Here is a 24008-nt window from a genome sequence, read left to right as displayed (position 1 = left end):
ATTATTTTTTATAAGCTTATATCTATCTTAAGATCATGAAAAATAACGATAAAAAATGTAAATCACCAAAGTGGTGAGGCTGTTCACCATTTTGACGCACTTGACAGGATGGAAATATGAGCAAGATTTCCTATGTGAAATCAGCCGCTTGAAGTTGAGCTGCGGTCGATCGCCAAGAATGAAAAAAAGTGCAGTGCACCAGATTGAGTCCTGACAGTTCGAGCAACTTGGCAAACGTTTGGCCTGAGCGTGCAGACAAGTTTTCGCGGAATCACCGGTGAATAAATTAAAAACGAGCAATATCAGAAAGTTGCAATGTATTTGTAATACGGCCCTGGCGCTAAGCGGGTAAACCGGCACGTTTATTGATGCCGCCGCTGACACCATGGCCGGTACACGAAAGTTGTCAGTTCCTCCGGCCATCGTCCGGTTCGCCCCTTGGTGCGCAGCCGCCTGATGAGCAAAAAAATAATCAGAAGAACAGTGGAGCGGCCATGCAACAGAACAGATCGCAAGTGACCGAGCGCGACGGCTTGTTCGAACTCGAAGCCGGCAGCGACGTCCTCGACAGTCCCCGTTACAACCACGACATGGCACCGACCAAGGTGCGCGAACGAACCTGGAACAAATGGCACATCACCGCGCTGTGGGTCGGCATGTCGGTGTGCGTGCCGACCTACACCCTCGGTGGTGTGCTCACCGCGTATTTCGGTCTGAGCGTTGGTGAAGCGCTGATGGCGATTCTGCTGGCCAACGTCATCGTGCTGATCCCGCTCACGCTCAACGCCTTTCCCGGCACCAAGTACGGCATTCCATTCCCGGTGCTGTTGCGTTCGTCGTTCGGCGTGCTCGGCTCCAACGTGCCGTGCCTGATTCGCGCGCTGGTGGCGTGTGGCTGGTTCGGCATCCAGACTATGTTCGGCGGTCTGGCGATCCACCTGTTTCTCGGCTCGATCTTCGACGGCTGGAAATCCCTCGGCGGCACCGGCGAAGTGATCGGCTTCATGATCTTCTGGTCGCTGAACCTGTGGGTGGTGATCCGTGGCGCCGAGTCGATCAAATGGCTGGAAACCCTGTCCGCGCCGTTGCTGGTGGCGGTCGGCGTCGGCCTGCTGATGTGGGCGATGCCCAATGTGTCGATGACCGAGCTGTTGGCGATTCCACCGAAACGCCCGGAAGGCGCCAGTGTGGTCAGTTACTTCGCCGCCGGGCTGACGGCGATGGTCGGCTTCTGGGCCACGCTGTCGCTGAACATTCCTGACTTCAGTCGTTACGCCAAGAGCCAGAAGGACCAGATCCTCGGGCAGATTTTCGGCCTGCCGCTGACCATGTTCCTGTTCGCTTCGCTGGGTGTGGTGATGACCGCCGCGTCGGTGAAACTGGTGGGCGTGACCGTGTCTGACCCGGTCAGTCTGATCGGCCATATCCAGAGCCCAGTGTGGGTCGCGGTGGCCATGGCGCTGATCATCATCGCCACGCTGTCGACCAACACCGCGGCGAACATTGTTTCGCCGACCAACGACTTCCAGAACATCGCGCCCAAGGTGATCAACCGCACCAAAGCGGTGTTGCTCACTGGTTTCGTCGGGCTTGCGCTGATGGCCCATGAACTGCTGAAAAAGCTCGGGCTGATCGTTTCCGATGTCAGCCTGGAGACCGTGTATTCCAACTGGCTGCTGGGCTACTCGAGCCTGCTCGGGCCGATCGCCGGGATCATGGTGGTGGACTATTTCCTGATCAAGAAACAGCAACTGGACCTGGCCGGGTTGTACCGCGACGACGTGTATCCGGCATGGAACTGGGCCGGGTTTGTCGCGTTTGGTGTACCGGTGGTGCTGACCTTGCTGTCGCTGGGTAGCGATGCGTTCAGCTGGTTTTACAGCTACGGCTGGTTTACCGGTTCGGCGCTGGGCGGGGTGATTTATTACGGATTGTGTTCGATGCGAAGCAGCCCGTCTGTTGTGAAATCTTCGGTGTGAGGGATGGCCCCTTCGCGAGCAAGCCCGCTCCCACATTTGATCGTTCCCACGCTCTGCGTGGGAATGCAGCCCGGGACGCTCCGCGTCCCCACAGCGGACGCAGAGCGTCCATGGATGAATTCCCACGCAGAGCGTGGGAACTATCGAGAAGAAAACTGCCTGAGGAGATCCCCATGAACGCAGCCGTAGACGTTCTGCAATCCACCCATCAGCACATCAACCGCGATCGCCTCTGGGCCTCGCTCATGGAACTGGCCAGGCTCGGCGCCACGGTCAAGGGCGGGGTCTGTCGCCTGGCCCTGACCGATCTCGACCGCCAGGCCCGCGACCTGTTCGTGCAATGGTGCGAGGACGCCGGGTGCAGCGTCACGGTGGATGAAGTCGGCAACATTTTCGCCCGTCGCCCGGGGCGCAATCCCGACCTGCCGCCGGTGATGACCGGCAGCCACATCGACACCCAACCCACCGGCGGCAAGTTCGACGGCTGCTTTGGCGTGCTCGCTGGTGTCGAAGTGCTGCGCACCCTCAATGACCTCGGCGTGGAAACCGAAGCGCCGCTGGAAGTGGTGGTCTGGACCAACGAAGAAGGTTCACGCTTCGCCCCGTGCATGATGGGTTCCGGGGTGTTCGCCGAGAAATTCACCCTCGAAGAAACCCTGGCCAAGGTCGATGCCGACGGCGTGACTGTCGGCGAAGCCCTGAACGCCATCGGCTACGCCGGGCCGCGCAAAGTCAGCGGGCACAAGGTCGGTGCGTATTTTGAAGCGCACATCGAGCAAGGCCCGATCCTTGAAGACGAACAGAAAACCATCGGCGTGGTACTCGGCGCATTGGGGCAGAAGTGGTTCGACCTGAAACTGCGCGGCGTCGAAGCCCACGCCGGCCCGACGCCGATGCACTTGCGCAAGGACGCGCTGGTCGGCGCCTCGGTGATCGTCGGCGCGGTCAATCGCGCTGCTCTTGGCCATCAACCCCACGCCTGCGGCACCGTCGGTTGCCTGCAAGCCTATCCTGGCTCGCGCAACGTCATCCCCGGCGAAGTGCGCATGACCCTCGACTTCCGCCATCTGCAACCGGCGCGCCTGGATTCGATGATTGCCGAGGTGAAGCAGGTCATCGACGCCACCTGCGAAGAACATGGCCTGACCTATGAACTGACCCCGACCGCCGACTTTCCGCCGCTGTACTTCGAACAAGGCTGCGTCGAAGCCGTGCGCGGTGCGGCGAAAGGCCTGGGGCTGTCGCACATGGACATCGTCAGCGGCGCCGGCCATGACGCGATCTTCCTCGCCGAACTCGGCCCGGCCGGGATGATTTTCGTGCCGTGCGAGGGCGGCATCAGCCACAACGAAATCGAGAACGCGGCGCCAGACGATCTGGCAGCCGGGTGCGCGGTGTTATTGCGGGCGATGCTCGCCGCTTCGGCGGCGGTGGCAGCGGGGCAGCGCGCGGCCTGACTTCATATCGTCACGCAGATGTGCGACGTTGCCGGCCCTGTAATATTGGCCAGGGACGCGCAATGTCGCCCATCACCGTGATCACTTCAGGCTCGGCCTATCTGGACATCGACGCCTACGCCTGTTGCATCGCCTACGCAGAATTGCTCAACCTGCAAGGCGTTCCCGCCCGCGCCGTCAGTAGCGCAGCCCCCAACAGCAGCGTATCGCCAACCGTTTTGAGTTGGGGCGCTGCTTTTCAGCACTACACACCGCAAGCAAACGACGAATTCGTGCTGGTCGATGTTTCCGACTTTCAGCATTTCGACCCGCTGGTGGTGCTCGACCAGGTGGTGGAGGTCATCGATCATCACCCGGGTTTTGAACGGTACTGGGCTGAGCGACTGGGTTGCGCCGCCGACATCCGCCCGATAGGCGCTGCGGCGACGCTGGTCTTTCAGCGCTGGCAAGCCGCCGGCCCGCTATCGCGAATCAGCGAGCCAAGCGCGGCACTGCTGGCCACGGCGATCCTCGACAACACGCTCAACTTCACCGGGCAGATGACCACCGAGCTGGATGTTCTGGCTTATGAATTGTTGGTGCAGCGGGCGAATCTGGCGGCTGACTGGCCCGAGCAGTATTTCCTCGAATGTCAGGCAGCCATCGAAGCAGATCTACAGGGCGCGTTGGCGGCGGATCTGAAACGCTTCAACCCGGCCAGCAATTTGCCGCAGGTTTTCGCACAAATGACGGTGTGGGATGCCGACGGGTTGCTTCACAAACATCGCAACGAGATCTGCGGCTGGATAGCCGGGCAGGGCGAGGACTGGTTGCTGAACGTCATCAGCATCCGTGACGGCAAGAGTTGTTTGCTGGCTGAGCCGCTGGTCAGCCAGCAGAGGTTGAATCGGTTGCTGCCACTGGAGTGGCAGGCATCCGTGGCGATTGTGAAACCGTCGATGCTGCGCAAGGAACTGTTGAAGCTGGGACTGAACCTCAACCCGGTCTGATGCGCTGATCAACCTGGGCGATCATTCTTGCTCGCAGTGCCCTGGCGACGGTCGGGGCCGTCGGGGTTGCCCACATCCAGCAACCGGCGTTCGACCAACACATTCTCCAGTGCCTGACGCTCGACCGGCGCCATTTGGTGTTCACGCTTTTTCAGCTCCAGCAGAATCGGGCTGGACCAGGTGCGATAAGTCTGTTCGATGTTGCGACGCGACGTCATCAGTCTCTCCTTGATCAAGAGCCCGGTATAGCTGGCAGGGGCTCAATCCGATGAGGGATTAACGTTAGTCGACAAACCCCGAGTCCGCGAATACACCGCCATCCCCTGTAGGAGTGAGCCTGCTCGCGATGGCGGTGTATCAGTCAGAGTTGATGTGGCTGACAGACCGCTATCGCGAGCAGGCTCACTCCTCAGGTTTTGCATCGCCTGCGAGTCAATCGTCGATATTCATCATCGCCTGCACACCTTCCCACGCCTCGGCACGCATGCGTTCGATGTCCAGCCCCGGAATCACGCCGTTATCGACCACGATCCGGCCGCCCACCAAACTGTATTTCACTGTGATCGGTTCCCCCGCGACCACCGGCGCGACCGCACTGTCGTGGAAGCCGAAGAAGCGTGGGTGATCGAGGCTGTAGATCACCAGGTCTGCGGCTTGACCGACTTCCAGTGTGCCGACCGCACCCAATCCAAGCACCTGCGCACCACCCGCCGTGCCCCAGTGGATCACGTCTTCGGCGGTGGTCGCCGAGGCGCCTTGTTCGGCGCGGTGGATCAGCCACGCGGTGTTGGCTTCGCCGACCATGCTCCCGGACTCGTTGGATGCGACGCCATCGACGCCGAGGGAAATCGGCACGCCAGCCTCGTACATCTGCGGCACGGGGGCGACGCCGCTACCGAGGCGGGCGTTGCTTACCGGACAGTGCGAGATGCCGGTGCCGGTCTGGGCGAGCATGCGGATTTCGCCCGGTTGCAGGTGCACGGCGTGGGCGAACCACACGTCCGGGCCGAGCCATTCGTGTTCGGCGACGAACTCCACCGGCAGGCAGTTGTATTTCTCGCGGCAGAAATTCACGTAGTGCTGCGTTTCCGACAGATGCGTGTGCAAACGCAAACCGAGGCCGCGTGCGGTGTGCGCCAGTTCGCGCAGCAGGGTCGGCGGCAGTGAGAAGGTCGGCGTGGTTGGCGCCACCACGACTCGGCGCAGAGCATCCGGTGTGTCCTGGTGATACAGCGATTTCAACCGTTCGATGTCGCCGACCATTTGCTCGAGGCTTTCCGGTTGCAGCGCGGTTTTCGAGAAACCCGGATGGGCGCTGGCGGACTCCAGCGCGCCACCGCGACAGAGCACGAAGCGCAGGCCGAATTCATCGGCCAGATCGAACAGCAAGTCACCGGTCTCGGTGGTGCCGTGCGCGTGGTAGAGGTAGTGGTGATCGGCGCAGGTCGTCACTCCGGACAGCAGCAACTCGACCATGCCCAGGCGTGCGGCGATCCTTGCCAGTTGCGGGGTGAAGCGGTTCAGGCGCGGGTAGGGCACGCTCGCCAGCCAGCCCTGCAAATCCTGATTCAAACCTTCGGGCACGGCTTTGAGCAGGTTCTGGAACAGGTGGTGGTGGGTGTTGATCCAGCCCGGATAGACCACGCAGTTGTGTGCATCGATCAGCCGTTCACCGGGTTGTGGCTCAAGGTTGGCGGCCATTTCGGCAATGCGTCCGTTGACCACGCGAATGTCCACCGCACCGGCCCGGGCACGCGGGCCGCGCAGGCCGGTCATCACCGCGACGGGGCTCTTGATCAGGATGTTTTGAAGTTGAGTCATGGGCAGGCTCCAGTCAGAGAATGTGCGAGGCGGATTTGCCGGGTGTGGTGTCTGGCACGCTGACGCCGTTGAGCGCCGCGTTGAGCAGCACCGACACCAGGCAGGCGATCACCACACTGCTGTGCAGGAACGGCTGTGACCACTCGGGCATTTGTTTGAACAGGGTGGGCGCGAGCACCGGTACCAGCGCGGCGGCGATGGTGAAACCGACGATCAGCACGTTGAAGCGATTGCGTTCGTAGTCGACCTTGGCCAGGGTCTGGATGCCCGCCGCCGCGACTACGCCGAACATCGCAATGCCGGCACCGCCCAGTGCCGCAGTTGGCATCGAAGCGATGATCGCCCCGGCCTTGGGCACCAGCGCAATCGAGCACATCAACAGGCCGCTGACCGCCACCACCCAACGGCTGCGCACGCCGGTCAGGATCACCAGGCCGACGTTTTCCATGAAGGCAATGAACGGGAATGCGGCGAACATCCCGGCGATGGTGCTGGCCAGGCCATTGGCGCGCAGGCCGTTGATCACCTGCTTGTCTTCCACCGGTTTGTCGACGATGTCGCCGATGGCCACGAACAGCCCCATCGACTCGACCATCTGCACGATCATCACCACCACCATGGTCGCGATGGGAATAATGCTGAAGGTCGGCAGGCCAAAATAGAACGGGTAGGGCACGGTCAGCCATGGCGCGTCTTCGACGCTGTGAAAATTACCCATGCCCAGCGCGTACGCCAGCCCGGCGCCGATCAGCATCCCCACCAGCACCGCCATGTTGCGCAGCAGCGGGCTGCCGTAGCGGTTGACCAGCAGAATGGTCAGCAACACCACCACTGCCACGCCGAGGAATGCCGGGGCGCCGAAGTTGCTTGAGTTGCGCCCGCCGCCGACCCATTCATAGGCGATCGGGAACAGCTGCAAGCCGATCACAGTGACAATGCAGCCGGTGACCACCGGCGGGAAAAACCGCCGCAATCGGCCCACGAACGGCGCCATCAGCATGGTGAAGATACCGGCGCCGATCACCGCGCCGCAGACTCCTGCGAACCCTACCTGGGGGTCGCTGCCAATGGCGATCACCGGGCCGACGCTGCTGAACGCCACGCCTTGCAGAATCGGCAGGCGTACACCGAATTTCCAGAAACCGACGGTTTGCAACAAGGTGGCGATGCCGGAACAGAACAGCGTGGTGCTGATCAACACCACGGTGTCGGCGTGGGACATCTTCAGGGCACTGGCGACAATCAACGGCACGGCGATGGCGCCGATGTACGAGACGGCCATGTGTTGCAGGCCGAGGGTGAGCATCTGTCGCACCGGCAGAATGCGGTCGACGGGGTGGACGGTGGACGCGGTTTTCGCTGGGGATGTGGCTGACGACATGGGGAATCACCTCTAGCTGTTGTTATTCGGTACAGAGGGGTATTCGTCTGATGCCTGCTGCAGATGCCCTGTAGGAGTGAGCCTTTGTGGCGAGGGGATTTAGCGAAACGTCGCACCGCCCCGATCGGCTGCGCAGCAGCCGCAAATCCAGCACATGCGGTTTGTCTGGTAAACCGCGAGTTCAGGTTTTGGGGGGCTTCGCAGCCCATCGGGGATGAATCCCCTCGCCACAGGTGTCCTCATCACAGGGTTCATTCCACAGATTTACAGTGCCATTGGGCATCAGTCATTCGTGCCCGGAACCGCCATCCACCGGCTCCGATGCCTTGTTCAGCCTGCCAGGCAGGCGGCAAAGCCCTGGTTCAGCGCCGCACGATCCAGGTCGCGGCCGATGAACACGATCTTGCTAGTACGCGGCTCCGTGCCCCAGGCGGTCGAGGCGCGGAACTCCACCAGGCTGTGCACGCCTTGCAGCACGTAGCGCTGGTCTTCGTTGGCCACGGCGAGCACGCCTTTCATACGGTACAAATTGTCGGCCTGGGCGGTGCGCAGCTCGCTGATCCAACGATGGAACGCCATCAGGTTGACCGCGCCGTCCACGGCAATGCCCACCGATGACACGCTTGGATCGTGCTGGTGATCCGGCGCTTCATCAGCGTGCTCATGGTGATGATCGTGGTGGTCGTGATCGTGTTGTTCGGCGCCGATTTCCATCAGCTTCTGCGTGCACTCGAACGCGCCGATGCCGAGAATTTTCGTCAGATCGATCTGCGCGTGGGTGCAGGTCACCAAGTCCGCCGTGGCGTTCAAACCGCGGATCTTGCCGCGCAGGTTGTCCACTTCATCCGCAGTGACCAGATCGACCTTGTTGATGACGATCCGGTCGGCGCAAACGATCTGATCCACGGCCTGATTGTCGACGCCATCCAGTTGCAGATCCTCCAGGTGCCGGGCGATGTGCTTGGCGTCGACCATGGTCACGATGGCGTCGAGTTCGACTTCGTCGGCAATCGGGTCGTTGATGAAAAAGCTCTGCGCCACTGGGTACGGATCGGCCAGCCCGCTGGTCTCGATCAGGATGTGATCGAGGCGCACCGGGCGTGCCACCAGCTCGCGGACGATGCGCACCAGGTCCTCGCGGACTTCGGCGGTGCAGCACACGCAGCCGTTGACCATCTCGTAGATTTCTTCGGTTTCCGAACTGAGCACCAGATCGCCGTCGATGCCGACCTCGCCGAACTCGTTTTCGATCACGGCGATTTTACGGCCATGGTTTTCCTTGAGGATGTAGTTGAGCAGGGTGGTTTTGCCGGCTCCGAGGAAGCCGGTGAGGATGGTCACGGGGATTTTGGTGTTGGGGGTTGGGGCGTTGAAGGGGATGTTCATATGGAGGCTCCTTGATGGACGCGGATTTGCTCTGGGTGGGAGCGGGCTTGCTCGCGAATGCGGTGGGTCAGCCACCATCATTGTTGAATGACCCACCGCATTCGCGAGCAAGCCCGCTCCCACAGGGTTCTCGGTGTTCTTTCCAGCGGGTGGCGACCCCGGCATCGAGGCCAAACAGGTCGAGCACCCTGCCGAGACTGTGATCGACCATCTGCGCAAGGCTCTCGGGGCGGGCATAGAACGCCGGCACCGGCGGCGCGATGATCCCGCCCATCTCGGTGACCGCCGTCATGTTGCGCAGGTGGGCGAGGGTCAGCGGCGTTTCGCGGGCCATCAGCACCAGGGTTCGGCGCTCCTTGAGGGTGACGTCGGCGGCGCGACCGATCAGCCCCGACGAGGTGCCGGTGGCGATCTCCGCCAGCGTGCGCATCGAACACGGCGCAACGACCATGCCCAGGCAGCGGAACGAACCGCTGGCGATGCCGGCGGCGACGTCGTCGGCGCGGTGGTAATGGCTGGCGAGCGCGGTGACGTCGGCCAGTTTGTAGTCGGTTTCGTGGGCCATGGTCAGCAGCGCGGCGCGGCTGATGATCAGGTGGCTTTCGATGTCCAGTTCGGCGAGCAATTGCAGCAGGCGCACGCCGTAGATGAAGCCCGACGCGCCGCTGATGCCGACCACCATCCGCTGGCGGCTCACGATGCCAGGCCTTTAAGCAAAACCCGCGCACGTTCGAGCACGTCCTGATCGAGCTGCGCCTTGATCCCGTCGAAGCCCGAACCGCGAGTGGCATCCAGGCCCATGCGTGAAGTGGTGCCGTTGACCGAGGACGACGGATCCAGCGGACTGCCGGGCAAACCGTCGATCATGAACAGGTCCAGATGCGGCTGGAAATGCGTGGCCAGCGCCCACAACACCTGGCTGTCGTCCGTGATGTCGATATCGCTGTCCACCGCGATCACGTTTTTCAGGTACGGGTCCCAGCCGAGCAGGGCGAGCATGATCTGCCGCGCCTCGCCATCGCGGCTTTGATCCAGCGCCACGTAGCAATGAAAGTGCGTGCCGGAATTCGGGTAATGCACGGCGGTGACGGCGGGGAAACGCGCCTTGAGCTTCTCGCTCATTTCCGCTTCGCGGGGCAGCCGGGCGAGGGTCAGGTGTTCGGCGTAGCGGCCGCCCATCACGTCGACCAGCCAGGCGTCTTTGCGCTTTAACAGGGTGTCGACACGCAATACGTTGTTAGTCGAACGATCCGAGGAATAGCCGCTGAACTCACCGAACGGGCCTTCTTCGGCGTAAGCCGCGGGATCGATGGCGCCTTCCAGCACAAACTCGGCGTAAGCCGGTACGCCGATGCCGTAGCGTGGGGTTTTCACCAGTTCCAGCGGCGCACCGAACAAGCCGCCAGCCACTGCGCGTTCATCGCTGCCGTAGGGCAAGCGCGCAGCGGCGGCGAGCATGAACAGCGGATGTGCACCGACCACCATCGCCACGCGCAATTCTTCGCCGCGCTCGCGGGCGGTCTGCAGCATCCGCCAAAGATGCCCGCGTGAGTGCAGGCTGGTGGCGAGCGCCTGACGGGCGTGGCGCATCGAGCGGTGGTAGCTCATGTTGGCGATGCCGGTCAGTGGGTCCTCGGCGACGATGATCGCGTTGGTGATGTACGGGCCGCGGTCACTGTCGAAATGCTTGAGCATCGGCAGCAGCGCCAGATCCAGTGCCTCGCCTTCGAACACTTCATCGAGGATCGGGCCGCTTTCCACATAGCGCGGGGCTATGGGCTGGTTGGCGCGGCTCTGGAAGGTTTCGTGCAATTGCGCCGGGGGGACGCCGAACAAGCGGGCAATGCGGGTCCGCGAGGCGAACAGGTTGGTCGCCACCGGCACCTTGAGACCGCCGACGTTTTCGCAGATCAGCAGCGGATCGCGACCTTGGGCGGCGAGGGCATCGACCAGGGCGGTGACGTCCTGATCGGCAGAAACGGCTTGGGTGATGGTCAGCACATCGTCCGGGTACTCGCGGCGATAGGCATCGATGAACACGTGAAAGTCCTGAGAATCGCCGAGCGTCGAACGGGTCATGGTTTCACCTCGTAAAAAGCAGGCACGCAGGGGTGAGAAGGCGTTCGATCGAGCAGCCGTTGGCCTGCCGGTCGAGGGAGCGCCGGGTCATCTTCGTGCCTGTAAAGTCGCTGTGTGCCTGGGTTGAACACCCATCCCTTGTGGGAGCGGGCTTGCTCGCGAATGCGGTGGGTCAGCACCTTCATTGCTTAATGACACACCGCTTTCGCGAGCAAGCCCGCTCCCACATTGGAATGTGTCTACCTAGAGGTACGTGGTGGTCAGGCGTATATCGGCCTCAACCAGATCCTTGGGCGGCGGCGTCGGTTCGATCCCGCACAACCGGGCGATGTTGTTGCCCAGGTAGTCCTCCAGATGATCCTCATCGATGCCCAGCCCTTGCGGCGCCGGTGAGCACAACACCTCAAGTTCGCGCAGCCACATGCCCGGTTCGTTCGGCGGCGAGTCGGTGCCGAAGACGATCTTGTTGCGCGGCAGTTCCTTGGCGAACTCGACGATCCGCGACTGGAAGCACCAGCCCGATTCGCAGTAGACGTTCGGCGTGTCCATGGCCATCCAGAATGCTTCGAACGAGTAGTTGCCGCCGGTCTGGATGCCGAAGTGGCCGATGATGAAGTTGACCATCGGAAACTCGCGGATGATCGGGTAGAACATCGTCGGGATCGTGTACGGGCCGTCGCCGGTGTGGATCAGCACGACGATGTTGTACTTGGCGCAGACCTTCATTGCCGGCCGCAACCAGTCCAGCGCCCGGTCCGGGCGATAGCCGTGCATGTTGGCGTGCAGCTTGAGCATCTTGAAGCCGTATTCCTTGATGTGGAATTCCAGCTCCGCCGCACCGTTTTCCGGTCCCCAGCGCGGGTTGAAGTTGAAGTTGCCGATGAAGCGGTCCGGGTACTTCACGCACAGTTCGGCGACGTAGGACATGTAATCTCGCACCCCCTCACGGCCCCGGCGATTGCCGTCGCGATAACCGGTGTTGCCCGGTGGCGGCTGGATGAAGCCCATGTCGATGCGGCGCGGTTTGCCGTTGATCATGTACGGGCCGTCCATCAGCTTGAGCATGCGCTCGCCGGTGAACGGTTCGCCGGTGTGGCGCCAGGCCTCGTCGACCAGGTTGGTGGGATGCAGATGGGTGTCGATGATCATCGGTTCAGCTCCTGGCCAGTTGAGTGGTGACGGGACGCTTGAGTTGCGCCTCTGCTTCGGAAACGGAACGCGGTGGCGGGGTCGGTTCGAGGCCGATCATCCGCGCGGTGTTGTTGCCCAGGTACTCTTCGAGGGTGTCCTCGTCGAGGTTCAAGCCCTGTGGCGGCTCGTGGCACAGCACCTCAAGCAGGCGCAGCCACATGCCCGGTTCGTTCGGCGGTGTGTCGGTGCCGAAGAGGATCTTGTGCGTTGGCAACACCTTGGCGAACTCGACGATCCGCGATTGCAGGCACCAGCCCGATTCGCAGTAGACGTTGGGCAGTTCCATCGCCCATTGCATCGGCTCGAACACGTAGACGCCACCGGTCTGCACACCGAAGTGGGCCATGATGAAATTCACATTGGGGAATTCCTTGATCATCGGCACCCATTCCGACGGGATGCTGTACGGCCCGTCGCCGGTGTGCAGCTTGACCGGGATGCCCAGCTCGGCGCATTTCTCGAAGCACGGGCGCACCCAGTCCAGTGCGCGGTCAGGCCGGTAGGCGTGCATGTTGGCCTGCATCTGGACCATCTTGAAACCGTGTTCCTTGACGTAGCGCTCGATCGCCTCGACGCCGTTTTCCACGCCGCAGCGCGGGTTGTAGACGAAGCAGCCGATGAAACGATCCGGGTAGGTCTGGACCATTTTCAGGGTGTAGGCCATGTAGGCGTCGATGGATTCGCGGCCCGAGAGTTCGCCGTCGGTCCAGGTGTAAATGGTGTTGCCCTGCGGCGGCTGGATGAAGGCTTTGTCGATACGGCGAGGCTTGCCGTTGACCCTGTACGGGCCATCCATCATCTCCAGCAGACGCTCGCCGGTAAACGGGTCACCGTCATGCCTCCAGGCGAGGTCCACGAGATCCGTGGGATAGCAGCTGATATCGATGATCATTGAAGTCGATCTCCTGATAGCGGGGAAGGGAGCCTTGCGGCTCTCGGCATCCACGCCCCGGGCAATCGGCCATTTCTATGCGCAAGACTCGCGCATTCCCTCGCCTGTTCGCATCCGGCCCGGGTGGGTGGTTGCTGAGGGCGAGTATTGGAAAGGGGGGAGGGGTTCGTACAATATTAATTGGGCGCGGTGGTGATACTTGGGCGATATGGTTTTGGTTTGTGCTTCTGTGGAAACTGGACCGGCGCTATCGCGAGCAGGCTCACCCCTACAGGGGAACGCATTCCAACTGTAGGGGTGAGCCTGCTCGCGATAGCGTCAAGTTTGTGTACGCAAGGCCAGTTCTTTAATCACTTCAACCACCGGCGCCACCCGCTCGGCCTGCCCATGTGGCCACACCGCGTAGAGGTTGTAATGCGCGGCAATCTGCGCCTCGTTCAACGCCACCAGCCGCCCACTGCGCAACGCATCGGCAGCCAGTAAACCACGCACCAACCCGGCGCCAACCCCGGCTTCGGCAGCCGCAATCAGGTTCGCCGCATTGTCGAAAATAACCCGCGCGGGCGGTTCGGCTGGCGCCATTCCGGCCGCGTCCAGCCACGGAATCCACGACCGTCGCGTATAGCCCAGCAGCGGCAGTTCAAGGATCTGCGCCGGGCTCAACGGCACTTGCAAACCATGGCGCTCAAGTAACTCGGGCGAAGCCACCGCCAGCACCCGGTCGCCACAGATCTGCGTCATCTCGCAGTCATCCCAGTCGCCATAACCGTAACGCAACGCCAGATCGACCCGCTCGAACGTGCTGCGATCACTGCGCGGCATCGACAGTAGCGTCACCTCGTAATCCGGCAGGCCGTCGAGCAGTTCGGGCAGACGCGGGTTGAGCCAGCTCTGCGCCAGTTCGCTGTCCACATCCAGAGTCAGGCGCTGCGCCACGCTGCGGTTTTTCACCGAGGACAGCGCCCGGTCGATCTGCGCCAGCCCATCCGACAGCACGCTGGCAAACAACTGCCCGGCATCGGTCAGATTGCTGCCGCCACCTTCACGCACGAACAGCGGCTGGCCGATGAAATCTTCCAGCGCGCGGATCTGCTGGCTGATCGCGCTGTGGGTCAGGTCGAGCTTGCGCGCGGCGCTGGAGAAACTGCCGCTGCGCGCCGCGTGGATAAACGCACTCATGGACTGCACCGACGGGTATCGCTTGTACATGTTGTTAGTCCTGCTTACAGCGGTTGGCAGAAATCGTCGCTGGCCGCGTTTTGCCCGAGGTTCCAATAATCGGTGACCAGGCCCGCACAAAGACGGGCCGCTCTTTTGGAGCCTGACAATGATTGCATTCACGGTTAACGGCGAACGACGCGAGCTGGATAAAGCGTCCCCCTCCATGCCCTTGTTATGGGTCCTGCGTGATCAACTGAAACTCACCGGCACCAAATTCGGCTGCGGCATGGGCCTGTGCGGTGCCTGCACCGTGCACCTGGACGGTGTCGCGGTGCGTTCCTGCCAGTTGCCGCTGGCCGCCGTCGCGGGCCACAGCATCACTACCATCGAAGGCTTGTCGCCGACGCAAAGCCATCCGCTGCAATTGGCCTGGGTCGCCGAAGATGTGCCGCAATGCGGCTACTGTCAATCCGGGCAGATCATGTCCGCCGCGGCACTGCTCAATACCGGCGCGGCGGTGACCGACGATTCGATCCGCAATGCGATGACCGGCAACATCTGCCGCTGCGGCACATACGGTCGGATCAACAAAGCGATCAAGCGCGCGGCAAATGCGCCGAAGGAGGCGTGATGAGCCTGCGCGACGACACCTTGATCGAACCGTCACGCCGGGTGTTTCTCAAGCAAGCGGCGACGGTGGCTTCGGGTCTGGCTATTGCCCTGTATCTGCCTTCCGGCATTGCCGCCACCGACCCGAAAGCCCCGGCGCCGGCCAGCGAATTCGAGCCCAACGCCTGGGTGCGGATCTTTCCCGACGGCACGGTGAAACTGGTGGTGCACAAACACGATTCCGGCACCGGTACGCAAACGGCGCTGGCCGCGTGCGTGGCCGAGGAACTGGATGTGAACCCGATGACCGTGCAGGTCATTACCCCGGAGGATCCGTTTTTCGACACCTACATTCACCCGATCTGGAAAGTCTTTTCCACCGGCGGCAGCACCAGCGTTTCCCTCGAATACGATCGCTTGCGCATGGCAGGTGCCACAGCACGAACACTGTTGATCACGGCAGCGGCGAAGCAGTGGAAAGTCAGCCCCGACACCTGCACCACCGAAGACGGGCGGGTGCTGCAAGCGTCGAGCAAGCGCAGCCTTGGTTACGGCGAACTGGTGGGTGTCGCAGCAAACCTGCCAGCGCCAACCCACGTCACCTTGAAAGACCCGGCGCAGTTCAAGTACATCGGCAAACTGCGGCACAAGCGTGACGCGGCGGCCAAGGTTTGCGGGCGGTTCAAGTACAGCATCGATGTGCAGTTGCCGGGGATGCTGGTGGCGGTGATTCAGCGGGCGCCGGTAGTCGGCGCGAAGGTGATCAGCGTCGATTCGGCGGCAGCGTTGCAGGTGCCGGGCGTGCGCAAGGTGCTTGCGATTCCGGGGCGGCCGGATGTGCTCGGCGGCAATCTGGAAGGCGTGGCGGTGCTGGCCGATACATTCTGGGCGGCGCAGCAGGGCCGCAAGGTGCTGGAGATCAAGTGGAGTGATTCGCCGCTGGCCGGGTTCGACAGCACGGAACTGGCCAAGGCTCAAGCAGCCGCCATTTCCGATCCGAAAAGCCAAACCATCAAGGCCATGACTCATGGCGATGTCGGCGCGCAATGGCTACAGGCGACGAAGCTGATCGAAGCCGATTACACCATGCCCTACAAGGTGCAGAACCCGCTGGAACCGATCTGCATCACCGCGCAGGTCAAGGACCAGGCGATCATCTATTGGGGCGGCGTGCAGGTACCGTCCTCGGCGCTGGAAGCGGCGCAAACCGTGTGTGGTATCGACAAGGACAAGGTCACCATCAACGAGCTGGTGTCCGGCGGCAGCTTCGGTGCGCGGGAGGCCAAATACTGGTTGTTCGAAGTGGCGTATCTGGCGCAGCAAAGCGGTGCGCCGGTGAAGTTGCTCAACAGCCGCGAAGACGAAATGCACGCGCTGTTCAATCACCCGGCGACGCTGCACCGGGTCAAAGGCGCGCTCGACGCCCAGGGCCAACTCAACGCACTGCAACTGCATGCGGTGTCACCAGCGTCGCCGGAGCAGTGGGAGCCGGGTTACTTCGAACGCCCGGATCATATGGATTACAGCACCACTGAAGCGATCACCGCGTGGGATTTCGCCTACCGTCCGCCGCATCTGGAACTGAACTGGGTCAAGCACGAAAGCCACGTGCCCAGCGGCTGGTATCGCTCGGTGAGCTTCATTCCCAACGTGTTCGCCGTGGAGAGTTTCATGGATGAACTGGCCCATGCGGCGGGCGCCGATCCGCTGGCGTTCCGGCTGGCGAACATGCAGGAGCGGCCACGGCATGTGGCGGTGCTGAAACAGGCTGCCGAGCGCGCCGGGTGGGGCCAGCCGTTGCCGCCGGGCACCGCGCTGGGGATTGCGACCAATCAGGGTTACACCAGTTTTATCGCGGTGGTGGCGCAGGTTGTGACGGTCGATGGCAAGCCGAAAGTCGAGAAGCTGACGTGCGTGGTCGATTGCGGCCTGGCCGTGTCGCCCGGCGGCGTCGAGGAACAGATCTACGGCGGCCTGATGTGGGGCCTCGGTCATGCGTTGTTCGACCGGCTCGACATCCAACAGGGCAGGGTGGTGCAGAGCAACTTCCACGACTACCGCGTGACCCGGATGTCGGACATGCCAGCCACGGACATCCTGGTGCTGGACGGCGAACCGGGCAAACCCGGTGGCGTCGGCGAGTTGGGCAGCCCGTCGGTGGCGCCGGCGATAGCCAATGCCTTGTTCGCGCTGACCGGCGTGCGCCAGCGTTCGACACCGCTGACTCTGGGATAAGCCGCCATGGACCTGCGCCTGCTGCGCTATTTCATGGCCTTGGCCGACGAGCTGCATTTCGGCCGGGCCGCCGAGCGCCTGCACATCTGCCAGCCGCCGCTGAGCCAGCAGATTCGTCTGCTGGAAGAGGAACTCGGCACGCCGCTGTTCGAGCGCAGTCATCATCGGGTCGAGTTGACAGCGGCGGGGCAGATGCTCAAGGAGCAGGCGCCGCTGGTGTTCGAGCAGCTCGAACGGGCGCTGGACCTGACCCGTCAGACCGGGCGCGGGCAGCTCGGCGAGCTGGAAATCGGCATGATCAGCTCGGTCATGGTCGGTGTGCTGCCCAAGGCCTTGCACCTGTTTCGCGAGCGCTATCCGCAGGTGAGCTGGCGGCTGCACGAAATGACCCCGGCGGCGCAGGTCAAGGCGCTGAAGGAAAAGCGTATCGACGCCTGCGTGTTTCGCGTCGGTTATGACGAACCGCTGTTGCGCAATGAACTGCTGATCTATGAGCCGATTCACGTGGTGATGCCGGCGGATCATCCATTGGCTGGCCGCGAGCTGCTGGCGCCGGCGGATCTGGCGCGCGAGCCGTTTGTCGCGCTGGAACTGAAGCAGTCGCGGTTCGCCAATTTTCTCTATCAGTGCTGCATTCAGGCCGGGTTCACCCCGCAGATTCGCCAACAGGTGATCGAGGTGCAGACCTTGCTCAGCCTGGTACGGGCCGGGTTCGGTGTGGCGCTGTTGCCGGCTTCGATCGAGCAGTTGGCGCCGGCGGGGCTGGTGTTTCGCAAGCTGACCCCGGCGCTGCCGGAAGTGCCGCTGTACGCGACTTACCGCGCCGATGATGCTTCGCCGGTGCTCAAGCTGTTTCTCGATACGTTGCGTGAACTTGTCGAAACCTCAGGCCAACGCTAATCCCCCTGTGGGAGCGGGCTTGCTCGCGAATGCGGTGTGTCATTTGACATATGGGTTGCCTGACACACCGCTATCGCGAGCAGGCTCACTCCTACAACGGATTTGTGGTGTTGTTGAAGTGGTCGGCACGATCACGCACGGCTGCGGTCGTAATCTTCACACGTGCATTCCCTGTGGAGATCCAATGAGCCAGGAAGTCCTGACCCGCGAAACCAATCGTCGGCAGTTGCAGCAGATCATCGCCGGGCTGTCCGACGGGGTGATTCTGCTGGAGCTCGATCAGAGCATCCTCTGGGCCAATGAGGCGGCGTTGGCCATGCACGGCGTCAGTCGGATCGGTGAGCTTGGCACTAACGCCGATGAGTACGCCAAGCGCTTCACGCTGCGTTATCGCAACAACCACCTGCTGCCGCCGGATAACTACCCGATCAGCCGCGTCGCCCGCTGTGAAGTGTTCAGCGACGTACTGATCGAAATGTGCGCGGTGAATGACCCGGAACGCGTCTGGGTGCACAGCGTTCGCAGCATGGTGCTGACTGACCGCGAGGGGCAGCCGGAGTCGCTGGTGCTGATCATGAGCGACGTCACCGACTGGGCCAACGCCGAGCAGCGCTTCGAGAAAACCTTCAATGCCAACCCGGCGCCGGCGGTGATCTGCCGCCTCAGCGATTTGCGCTACATCAAGGTCAATCCCGGTTTTCTGGAGATGACTGGCTACACCCGCGATCAGGTGATCGGCACTTCGGCTTATGAAATCGACATCTTTGAGCAGGCCGAGAAAAAGGATCTGGCGATTCAGCGTCTGCGCGACGTCGCGACCATCCCGCAGATGCAGGCCGAACTGCGTCTGCCCGATGGCGGCAGCAAGCAGGTGATCGTTGCCGGGCAACCGCTGCAACTCAATGACGAGGACTGCATGCTGTTTTCCTTCGTCGACATGGAACTGCGGCACAAGGCCGAAGTGGCGCTGCGCCAGAGTGAAGAACGCTTTGCCAAGGCGTTCCGCCTGACCCCGGTGCCGATTCTGATCTGCAGCGCCGACGAGCAGCAGGTGATCGATGTCAACCAGGCGTTCCTCGACACGCTGACTTACGACAGCGAAGACGTCGTCGGTAAAACCGTGACGCAGCTGAATTTCATCGATGACGACGGTGCTCGCGCCCGGTTGCTGACCGCGCTGGCGAAAAACGGTCGGGTGGACCGGGTCGATGTGCAGGTGCGCAAGAAGGACGCGGACCTGCTGGAGTGCGCGGTGTCCGCCGACACCGTGAATATTCAGGACACGCCGTGTTATCTGCTGGTGCTGATGGACATCACCGAGCGCAAGCGCACCGAGCTTGAGCTGGTGGCGGCGATTGAAGAGGTGATGAAAGACGCTTCGTGGTTCAGCCGTACGCTGATTGAGAAACTGGCCAATGTGAAGAAGGTCAACTCGCCACAACTGCCCAGCGTGTCGTTCACCGACCTGACGGCGCGCGAGCGTGATGTACTGGGGTTGATCTGTGAGGGGCTGGCTGACAAGGAAATTGCGGCGAGGCTGAAGCTGGCGCCGAACACCGTGCGCAATCATGTGGCGACGGTGTATTCCAAGCTCGATGTGCACAGCCGTAGCGAGGCGATTGTCTGGGCGCGGGAGCGGGGTTTGTTTTCGGGTGAACGGGGTGGCAAGGGGCAGCGGTAGGTGCAAATGCACTAGTTGAACCGGTGCAAATGGAGGTGTTGGTGCGCGGGGCCGGTTCTTAGTCTGGTGGAGTGCGATACGAGCCTGTTGGCTTGGGATCGTGCTCCCTTCGAAGCCGCTAAAGGAACAGCCTCCATGATGAATCTTGCGCAGTTGCGCGTACGCCTGGAGCAGAGTTTTTCGCCGCTGGCGTGTGAGTGTCTGGTGGATGGTGATCATTCGCTGACGGTGAAGTTGTATCACCCGGGGTCGGGGCAGGTGGATCTGGTGATCAGTGGGTTGAAGCTTGATGCGTTGCGTACGCCGGAGGCGGTGGCAGCGTTGGTGGATGAGTTGCGGTATGAGTTGGAGAGTAATTCTTTGCGGTCTTCTCGGGATCCGGATTTGGTTTAGGTTTTGGGTTTTTGGGTTTTTGGGTGGATCCGTTGCTGCGGTAACGGCTGCTTAGGGTTTCGCCCTGACGGCGAGTCACTTTTTCCAGACGCCGAAAAGTAACCAAAAAGGCTTGCTCCTACGTACGGCCCGCTCGCTGGGGCTCGGGGTCCCTTCGCTCCGGGATCGATCCGGGCGCAGCGCCTACGGTTTGCTTCGCTGCACCTCCTCTCGCTGTGTTTGGCTTCGCCAAACGGTCGCTGCGCTCCCACCCCCGGATCAATCCCTCCGCTCAGCCTTCCGACGTCGCCGGCACGGCAAGATCAAGAGCTTTCGGCGAGCTGACACTCGGCCATTTGAGTGGGGCGGCTTTGCCGCATGGGTATACACAAATCAAAACTGTGGGAGCGAGCCTGCTCGCGAAAGCGGCCTCACGATCACCCCATTCCCCCTGAATTCATTCCACCCGATCCTTCCCCGCAAAATCGACAGCCCATTTCCCCATCCCCCTCCATTTCACTGGCGCTTACAGGGTGGTCGGCTATAAAGAATGAGTGGTCAGGTCTTCTGTCATCCGCTGCAGTTGTGCGTGATTGCGGAAGTGGTTCTTCCATTTATCGCGGGTCATCCTATGAATACTTCTGGGAAACGCGTGTATCTGCCGTTGTCGCTGGCTTTCTCCGTCGCGCTGCTCAATGGCTGCGCCAGTCCTCCGCCACCGCCTCCTGCTGCGCCTCCACCACCGCCGGTGCGTACCTGTCAGACCCTGGAAAATACCCAGGTGTCTGGCGATATGTACGTTGACGAGCAGGTCACCCGGCATATCACCACCACTCGCTGTGTCACGCAGTAGCGTGGGGCGGCGTTTGCGTTGAGGGCTCGGGTCGAGCGGATTGTGCTGGTGGCCGGTCTGGTCGGCACCGCGGTCTTGGCCGTTGAAGGCGCGATTGTGGCGATGCGCGTTCAGCTCGATCTGCTCGGGGTGATGGTGATTGCGTTCATCGTGGCCCGAGTGCCTGACGTTGCGGTTGTTGTCGGTAGACTTTGGGTGGCAGTTGCCCAAGATCATCGATGCCTGAAATACAACCCATGTGGGAGCGGGCTTGCTCGCGAAAGCGGTGTGTCAGTCAATAAACCGGTCGGCTGACACACCGCATTCGCGAGCAAGCCCGCTCCCACAGTAGATTGGTGGTGGATGGAGGATTCGGGGCTGGTCGAAATCAAGGGTGGGAGTGGGCTTGCTCACGAAGGGGCCGGCACATCCCGCATCAATGTTGACTGAATCGACGCCTTCGCGCTCCCACAGGGTTATTGATTGTCAGCTGAATCAGGACAGGAACCCACCGTCGACATTCAGTGAAACCCCGGTGGTGTAGCTCGACGCGTCGCTCGCCAGGTACAACACCGCGCCAGCCATTTCACTCGGGTCGGCCACGCGCTTGAGCGGGATCTGCGTCAGCGCCTGCTTGAGAATCGCGTCATTTTTCACCAGTGCCGAAGCGAACTTGGTGTCGGTCAGGCCCGGCAACAGGGCGTTGCAGCGGATGCCGAACTGCGCACACTCCTTGGCGAACACTTTGGTCATGTTGATCACCGCTGCCTTGGTCACCGAGTAGATGCCCTGGAACACGCCCGGTGAAATACCGTTGATCGACGCGACGTTGATGATGCTGCCGCCGCCGTTTTCGCGCATCAGCTTGCCGGCTTCCACCGACATGAAGAAGTAGCCACGAATGTTCACATCGACAGTCTTCTGGAACGCGCCGAGGTCGGTGTCCAGCACATTACAGAACTGCGGGTTGGTCGCCGCGTTGTTCACCAGAATATCCAGACGTCCGAACTGTTCCTTGATCCCGGCGAAGACCTGACTGATCTGTTCCATTTCACCGATGTGGCAGGCCACGGCGGTGGCTTTGCCGCCGGCCGCGATGATCGCGTCGGCCACGTGCTGGCAGCCTTCGAGCTTGCGGCTCGAAACGATCACGTGGGCACCTTGCTGGGCCAGCAGTTTGGCGATGGCTTCGCCGATGCCGCGGCTGGCGCCGGAGACGAAAGCGATTTTGCCGTCGAGGTCGAACAACTGAGTCTTGGACATAGGGGTTCCTTGGTGTGGGCCGTCAGAGGCTCGATTTCGCAATGACCTGCAGGCTCATGTGCTCCAGCAGTTTGTTCATGTGAATGAACTGCGCGAAGCGTTTGTCCTGGGTCTGGCCGTGGTAGAAGCGGTAGTAGATCTGCTGCACGATGCCGGCCAGGCGGAACAGGCCGTAGGTGTAGTAGAAGTCGAAATTGTCGATCTGGATGCCCGAACGCTCGGCGTAGTAATCGACGAACTCGCGACGGGTCAGCATGCCCGGGGCGTGGCTCGGCTGGCGGCGCATCAGTTGCACCGGTGCCGGGTCGCCGGCTTCGATCCAGTAGGCGAGGGTGTTGCCCAGGTCCATCAGCGGGTCGCCGAGGGTGGTCAGTTCCCAGTCGAGCACGCCGATGATCTGCATCGGGTTGTCCGGGTCGAGGATCACGTTATCGAAGCGATAGTCGTTGTGGACGATGCTCGAGGTCGGGTGGTCGGCCGGCATCTTGTCGTTGAGCCAGGCTTTGACCTTTTCCCAATGCGGCGCATCCGGGGTCAGGGCTTTTTCGTAGCGTTCGCTCCAGCCCTTGATCTGGCGGGCGACGTAGCCTTCCGGCTTGCCCAGATCGCCGAGGCCACAGGCGTTGTAGTCGACTCGATGCAGTTCGACGAAACGCTCGATGAAGCTCTTGCACAGCGCTCCGGTTTTCGCTGCATCGAGGCCCAGTTCCGGCGGCAGGTCGGAGCGCAGGATGATGCCCTTGACGCGTTCCATCACGTAGAACTCGGCACCGATCACCGACTCGTCGGTGCAGTGCACGTAGGCTTTGGGGCAGTACGGGAAACCGTCGCGCAACTGATTGAGGATGCGGAATTCGCGGCCCATGTCGTGGGCGGACTTGGCCTTGTGGCCGAACGGCGGCCGGCGCAGAACGAATTCCTGCTGCGGGTATTCCAGAAGGTAAGTCAGGTTCGACGCACCGCCGGGAAACTGGCTGATCGCAGGCAAGCCGGTCAGGCCCGGAATGTGCGCCTTGAGGTACGGATCGATCAGGCTGGCATCGAGTTCTTCGCCAGAGCGGATCCGGGTGGACTGGTCAGTAAGCGCCATGCTTATCCCTTCTGCTTATTTTGGAGGCCAGACATCATTGGCTAATCTAATGGGGCGCTCGGACGGTCACAAGCGCGGGTCGGTCTTATAGGTTAGCGTGTTGCCGGATAATCACCTTTGGGAATGTGCGCGACGGGCCACGGCAGACTAAGGTTTAGCGGGTATGCCGTGTCCAGCAAGGAGCTATGAAATGGGCTGTCCGCAAGTCTGTGCCAGCGCCACCCTGCAATGCAGTTTCGGCGCCGCCCCGGCGGTGCTCAACGTGTTGCCGGTCAACCGCACGCTGACCGGCGGGATGCCGGCGGCGAACATCATGGATCACATACCGCTGGTCAATATCCTGCCGTTCGGGGTGTGCATGAGCATGGCCAATCCGATGGTGGCGGCAGCGACGGCTGCGGCGCTGGGCGTACTGACGCCGATGCCGTGCATCCCGGCGACCGCCACGCCGTGGATTCCCGGCGGCGCGCCGACACTGTTATTGGGCGGCATGCCGGCGATCGATGCCAACAGCACCTTGATGTGCAACTGGGCGGGGGTGATCAAGATCGTGATGCCGGGGCAGATGCAGATGCTCATCCCCTGAGAACTGTACTGAATGTGCGGGCCTCATCGCGAGCAGGCTCACTCCTACAAGTACGATGTTGACCCTGTAGGAGTGAGCCTGCTCGCGATAGCGTCGGTCCAGCC

At 61.8% G+C, this 24008-nt stretch carries 22 protein-coding genes; 11 read left to right on the top strand and 11 right to left on the bottom strand.

Annotation, left to right across the window (positions count from 1 at the left end; all coding sequences use genetic code 11):
* Positions 1-494: 494 nt before the first annotated feature.
* The 3 genes from QMK55_RS01745 (at position 495) to QMK55_RS01735 (ending at position 4425) form a co-directional block, all read left to right on the top strand.
* Positions 495-1979: an NCS1 family nucleobase:cation symporter-1 gene (locus tag QMK55_RS01745; RefSeq protein ID WP_320328530.1), complete on the top strand. Its 1485-nt coding sequence runs from the start codon at positions 495-497 to the stop codon at positions 1977-1979.
* 173 nt (positions 1980-2152) lie between these two features.
* Complete coding sequence (locus QMK55_RS01740; protein WP_102357211.1) at positions 2153-3436, top strand: Zn-dependent hydrolase; 1284 nt, start codon at positions 2153-2155, stop codon at positions 3434-3436.
* 71 nt (positions 3437-3507) lie between these two features.
* Complete coding sequence (locus tag QMK55_RS01735) at positions 3508-4425, top strand: DHH family phosphoesterase (RefSeq protein ID WP_320330236.1); 918 nt, start codon at positions 3508-3510, stop codon at positions 4423-4425.
* Between the two features lie 8 nt (positions 4426-4433).
* Here QMK55_RS01735 and QMK55_RS01730 read toward each other — a convergent pair whose 3' ends face one another.
* From QMK55_RS01730 to QMK55_RS01690, 9 genes are all read right to left on the bottom strand, one after another.
* Positions 4434-4643 (bottom strand): hypothetical protein, encoded by a 210-nt coding sequence (locus QMK55_RS01730; protein WP_102357207.1) that lies wholly within the window; start codon positions 4641-4643, stop codon positions 4434-4436.
* A 214-nt stretch (positions 4644-4857) separates the two neighbouring features.
* Positions 4858-6246, bottom strand: coding sequence for an amidohydrolase family protein (locus QMK55_RS01725; RefSeq protein WP_320328529.1), 1389 nt, complete (start codon positions 6244-6246; stop codon positions 4858-4860).
* A gap of 13 nt (positions 6247-6259) precedes the next feature.
* Positions 6260-7627 (bottom strand): nucleobase:cation symporter-2 family protein, encoded by a 1368-nt coding sequence (locus QMK55_RS01720; RefSeq protein WP_320328528.1) that lies wholly within the window; start codon positions 7625-7627, stop codon positions 6260-6262.
* A gap of 330 nt (positions 7628-7957) precedes the next feature.
* The gene (locus QMK55_RS01715; protein ID WP_320328527.1) at positions 7958-9013 is read right to left on the bottom strand and encodes a GTP-binding protein; all 1056 of its coding nucleotides are present in this window, start codon (positions 9011-9013) and stop codon (positions 7958-7960) included.
* A 67-nt stretch (positions 9014-9080) separates the two neighbouring features.
* Positions 9081-9695 (bottom strand): UbiX family flavin prenyltransferase, encoded by a 615-nt coding sequence (locus QMK55_RS01710; RefSeq protein WP_262415591.1) that lies wholly within the window; start codon positions 9693-9695, stop codon positions 9081-9083.
* An 11-nt stretch (positions 9696-9706) separates the two neighbouring features.
* Positions 9707-11092 carry a UbiD family decarboxylase gene (locus tag QMK55_RS01705; protein ID WP_320328526.1) on the bottom strand — a complete coding sequence of 462 codons (1386 nt, stop codon included), beginning with the start codon at positions 11090-11092 and terminating at the stop codon, positions 9707-9709.
* Between the two features lie 243 nt (positions 11093-11335).
* Positions 11336-12241: an amidohydrolase family protein gene (locus QMK55_RS01700; protein WP_003224037.1), complete on the bottom strand. Its 906-nt coding sequence runs from the start codon at positions 12239-12241 to the stop codon at positions 11336-11338.
* Between the two features lie 4 nt (positions 12242-12245).
* The gene (locus QMK55_RS01695; protein WP_320328525.1) at positions 12246-13175 is read right to left on the bottom strand and encodes an amidohydrolase family protein; all 930 of its coding nucleotides are present in this window, start codon (positions 13173-13175) and stop codon (positions 12246-12248) included.
* Between the two features lie 318 nt (positions 13176-13493).
* Positions 13494-14384, bottom strand: a complete 891-nt coding sequence (locus QMK55_RS01690) for a LysR substrate-binding domain-containing protein (protein WP_320328524.1) — start codon at positions 14382-14384, stop codon at positions 13494-13496.
* Positions 14385-14502: 118 nt separating this feature from the next.
* On the opposite strand from QMK55_RS01690, the gene QMK55_RS01685 reads away from it, so the two are divergent.
* From QMK55_RS01685 to QMK55_RS01655, 7 genes are all read left to right on the top strand, one after another.
* A complete protein-coding gene (locus QMK55_RS01685) occupies positions 14503-14967 on the top strand; it encodes a (2Fe-2S)-binding protein (protein WP_320328523.1) in 465 nt (154 codons plus the stop codon).
* A complete protein-coding gene (locus tag QMK55_RS01680; protein WP_320328522.1) occupies positions 14967-17180 on the top strand; it encodes a xanthine dehydrogenase family protein molybdopterin-binding subunit in 2214 nt (737 codons plus the stop codon). The genes QMK55_RS01685 and QMK55_RS01680 overlap by 1 nt, the downstream gene beginning before the upstream one ends.
* Positions 17181-17186: 6 nt before the next feature.
* A complete protein-coding gene (locus tag QMK55_RS01675) occupies positions 17187-18080 on the top strand; it encodes a LysR substrate-binding domain-containing protein (RefSeq protein ID WP_320328521.1) in 894 nt (297 codons plus the stop codon).
* 184 nt (positions 18081-18264) lie between these two features.
* Positions 18265-19761 (top strand): helix-turn-helix transcriptional regulator, encoded by a 1497-nt coding sequence (locus tag QMK55_RS01670; protein ID WP_102357206.1) that lies wholly within the window; start codon positions 18265-18267, stop codon positions 19759-19761.
* A 135-nt stretch (positions 19762-19896) separates the two neighbouring features.
* Complete coding sequence (locus QMK55_RS01665) at positions 19897-20154, top strand: DUF1652 domain-containing protein (RefSeq protein WP_320328520.1); 258 nt, start codon at positions 19897-19899, stop codon at positions 20152-20154.
* Between the two features lie 610 nt (positions 20155-20764).
* Complete coding sequence (locus QMK55_RS01660; protein WP_146011302.1) at positions 20765-20986, top strand: hypothetical protein; 222 nt, start codon at positions 20765-20767, stop codon at positions 20984-20986.
* Positions 20987-21034: 48 nt separating this feature from the next.
* Entirely contained in the window at positions 21035-21280 is a 246-nt protein-coding gene (locus tag QMK55_RS01655) for a hypothetical protein (RefSeq protein ID WP_320328519.1), read from the top strand.
* A 180-nt stretch (positions 21281-21460) separates the two neighbouring features.
* Here QMK55_RS01655 and QMK55_RS01650 read toward each other — a convergent pair whose 3' ends face one another.
* Both QMK55_RS01650 and QMK55_RS01645 read right to left on the bottom strand, forming a co-directional pair.
* Positions 21461-22228: an SDR family oxidoreductase gene (locus QMK55_RS01650; RefSeq protein ID WP_007965755.1), complete on the bottom strand. Its 768-nt coding sequence runs from the start codon at positions 22226-22228 to the stop codon at positions 21461-21463.
* Between the two features lie 22 nt (positions 22229-22250).
* Positions 22251-23318, bottom strand: coding sequence for a phosphotransferase family protein (locus tag QMK55_RS01645; protein ID WP_102357203.1), 1068 nt, complete (start codon positions 23316-23318; stop codon positions 22251-22253).
* Between the two features lie 190 nt (positions 23319-23508).
* Here QMK55_RS01645 and QMK55_RS01640 point away from each other — a divergent pair, with 190 nt between their 5' ends.
* Complete coding sequence (locus tag QMK55_RS01640; protein WP_025111444.1) at positions 23509-23904, top strand: DUF4280 domain-containing protein; 396 nt, start codon at positions 23509-23511, stop codon at positions 23902-23904.
* Positions 23905-24008: the final 104 nt, after the last annotated feature.

Source organism: Pseudomonas sp. P8_229 (assembly GCF_034008635.1).
Taxonomy (GTDB): Bacteria; Pseudomonadota; Gammaproteobacteria; order Pseudomonadales; family Pseudomonadaceae; genus Aquipseudomonas.
Note: the sequence above shows the minus strand (reverse complement) of the source record. Positions and strands in the feature narration are given on the sequence as shown.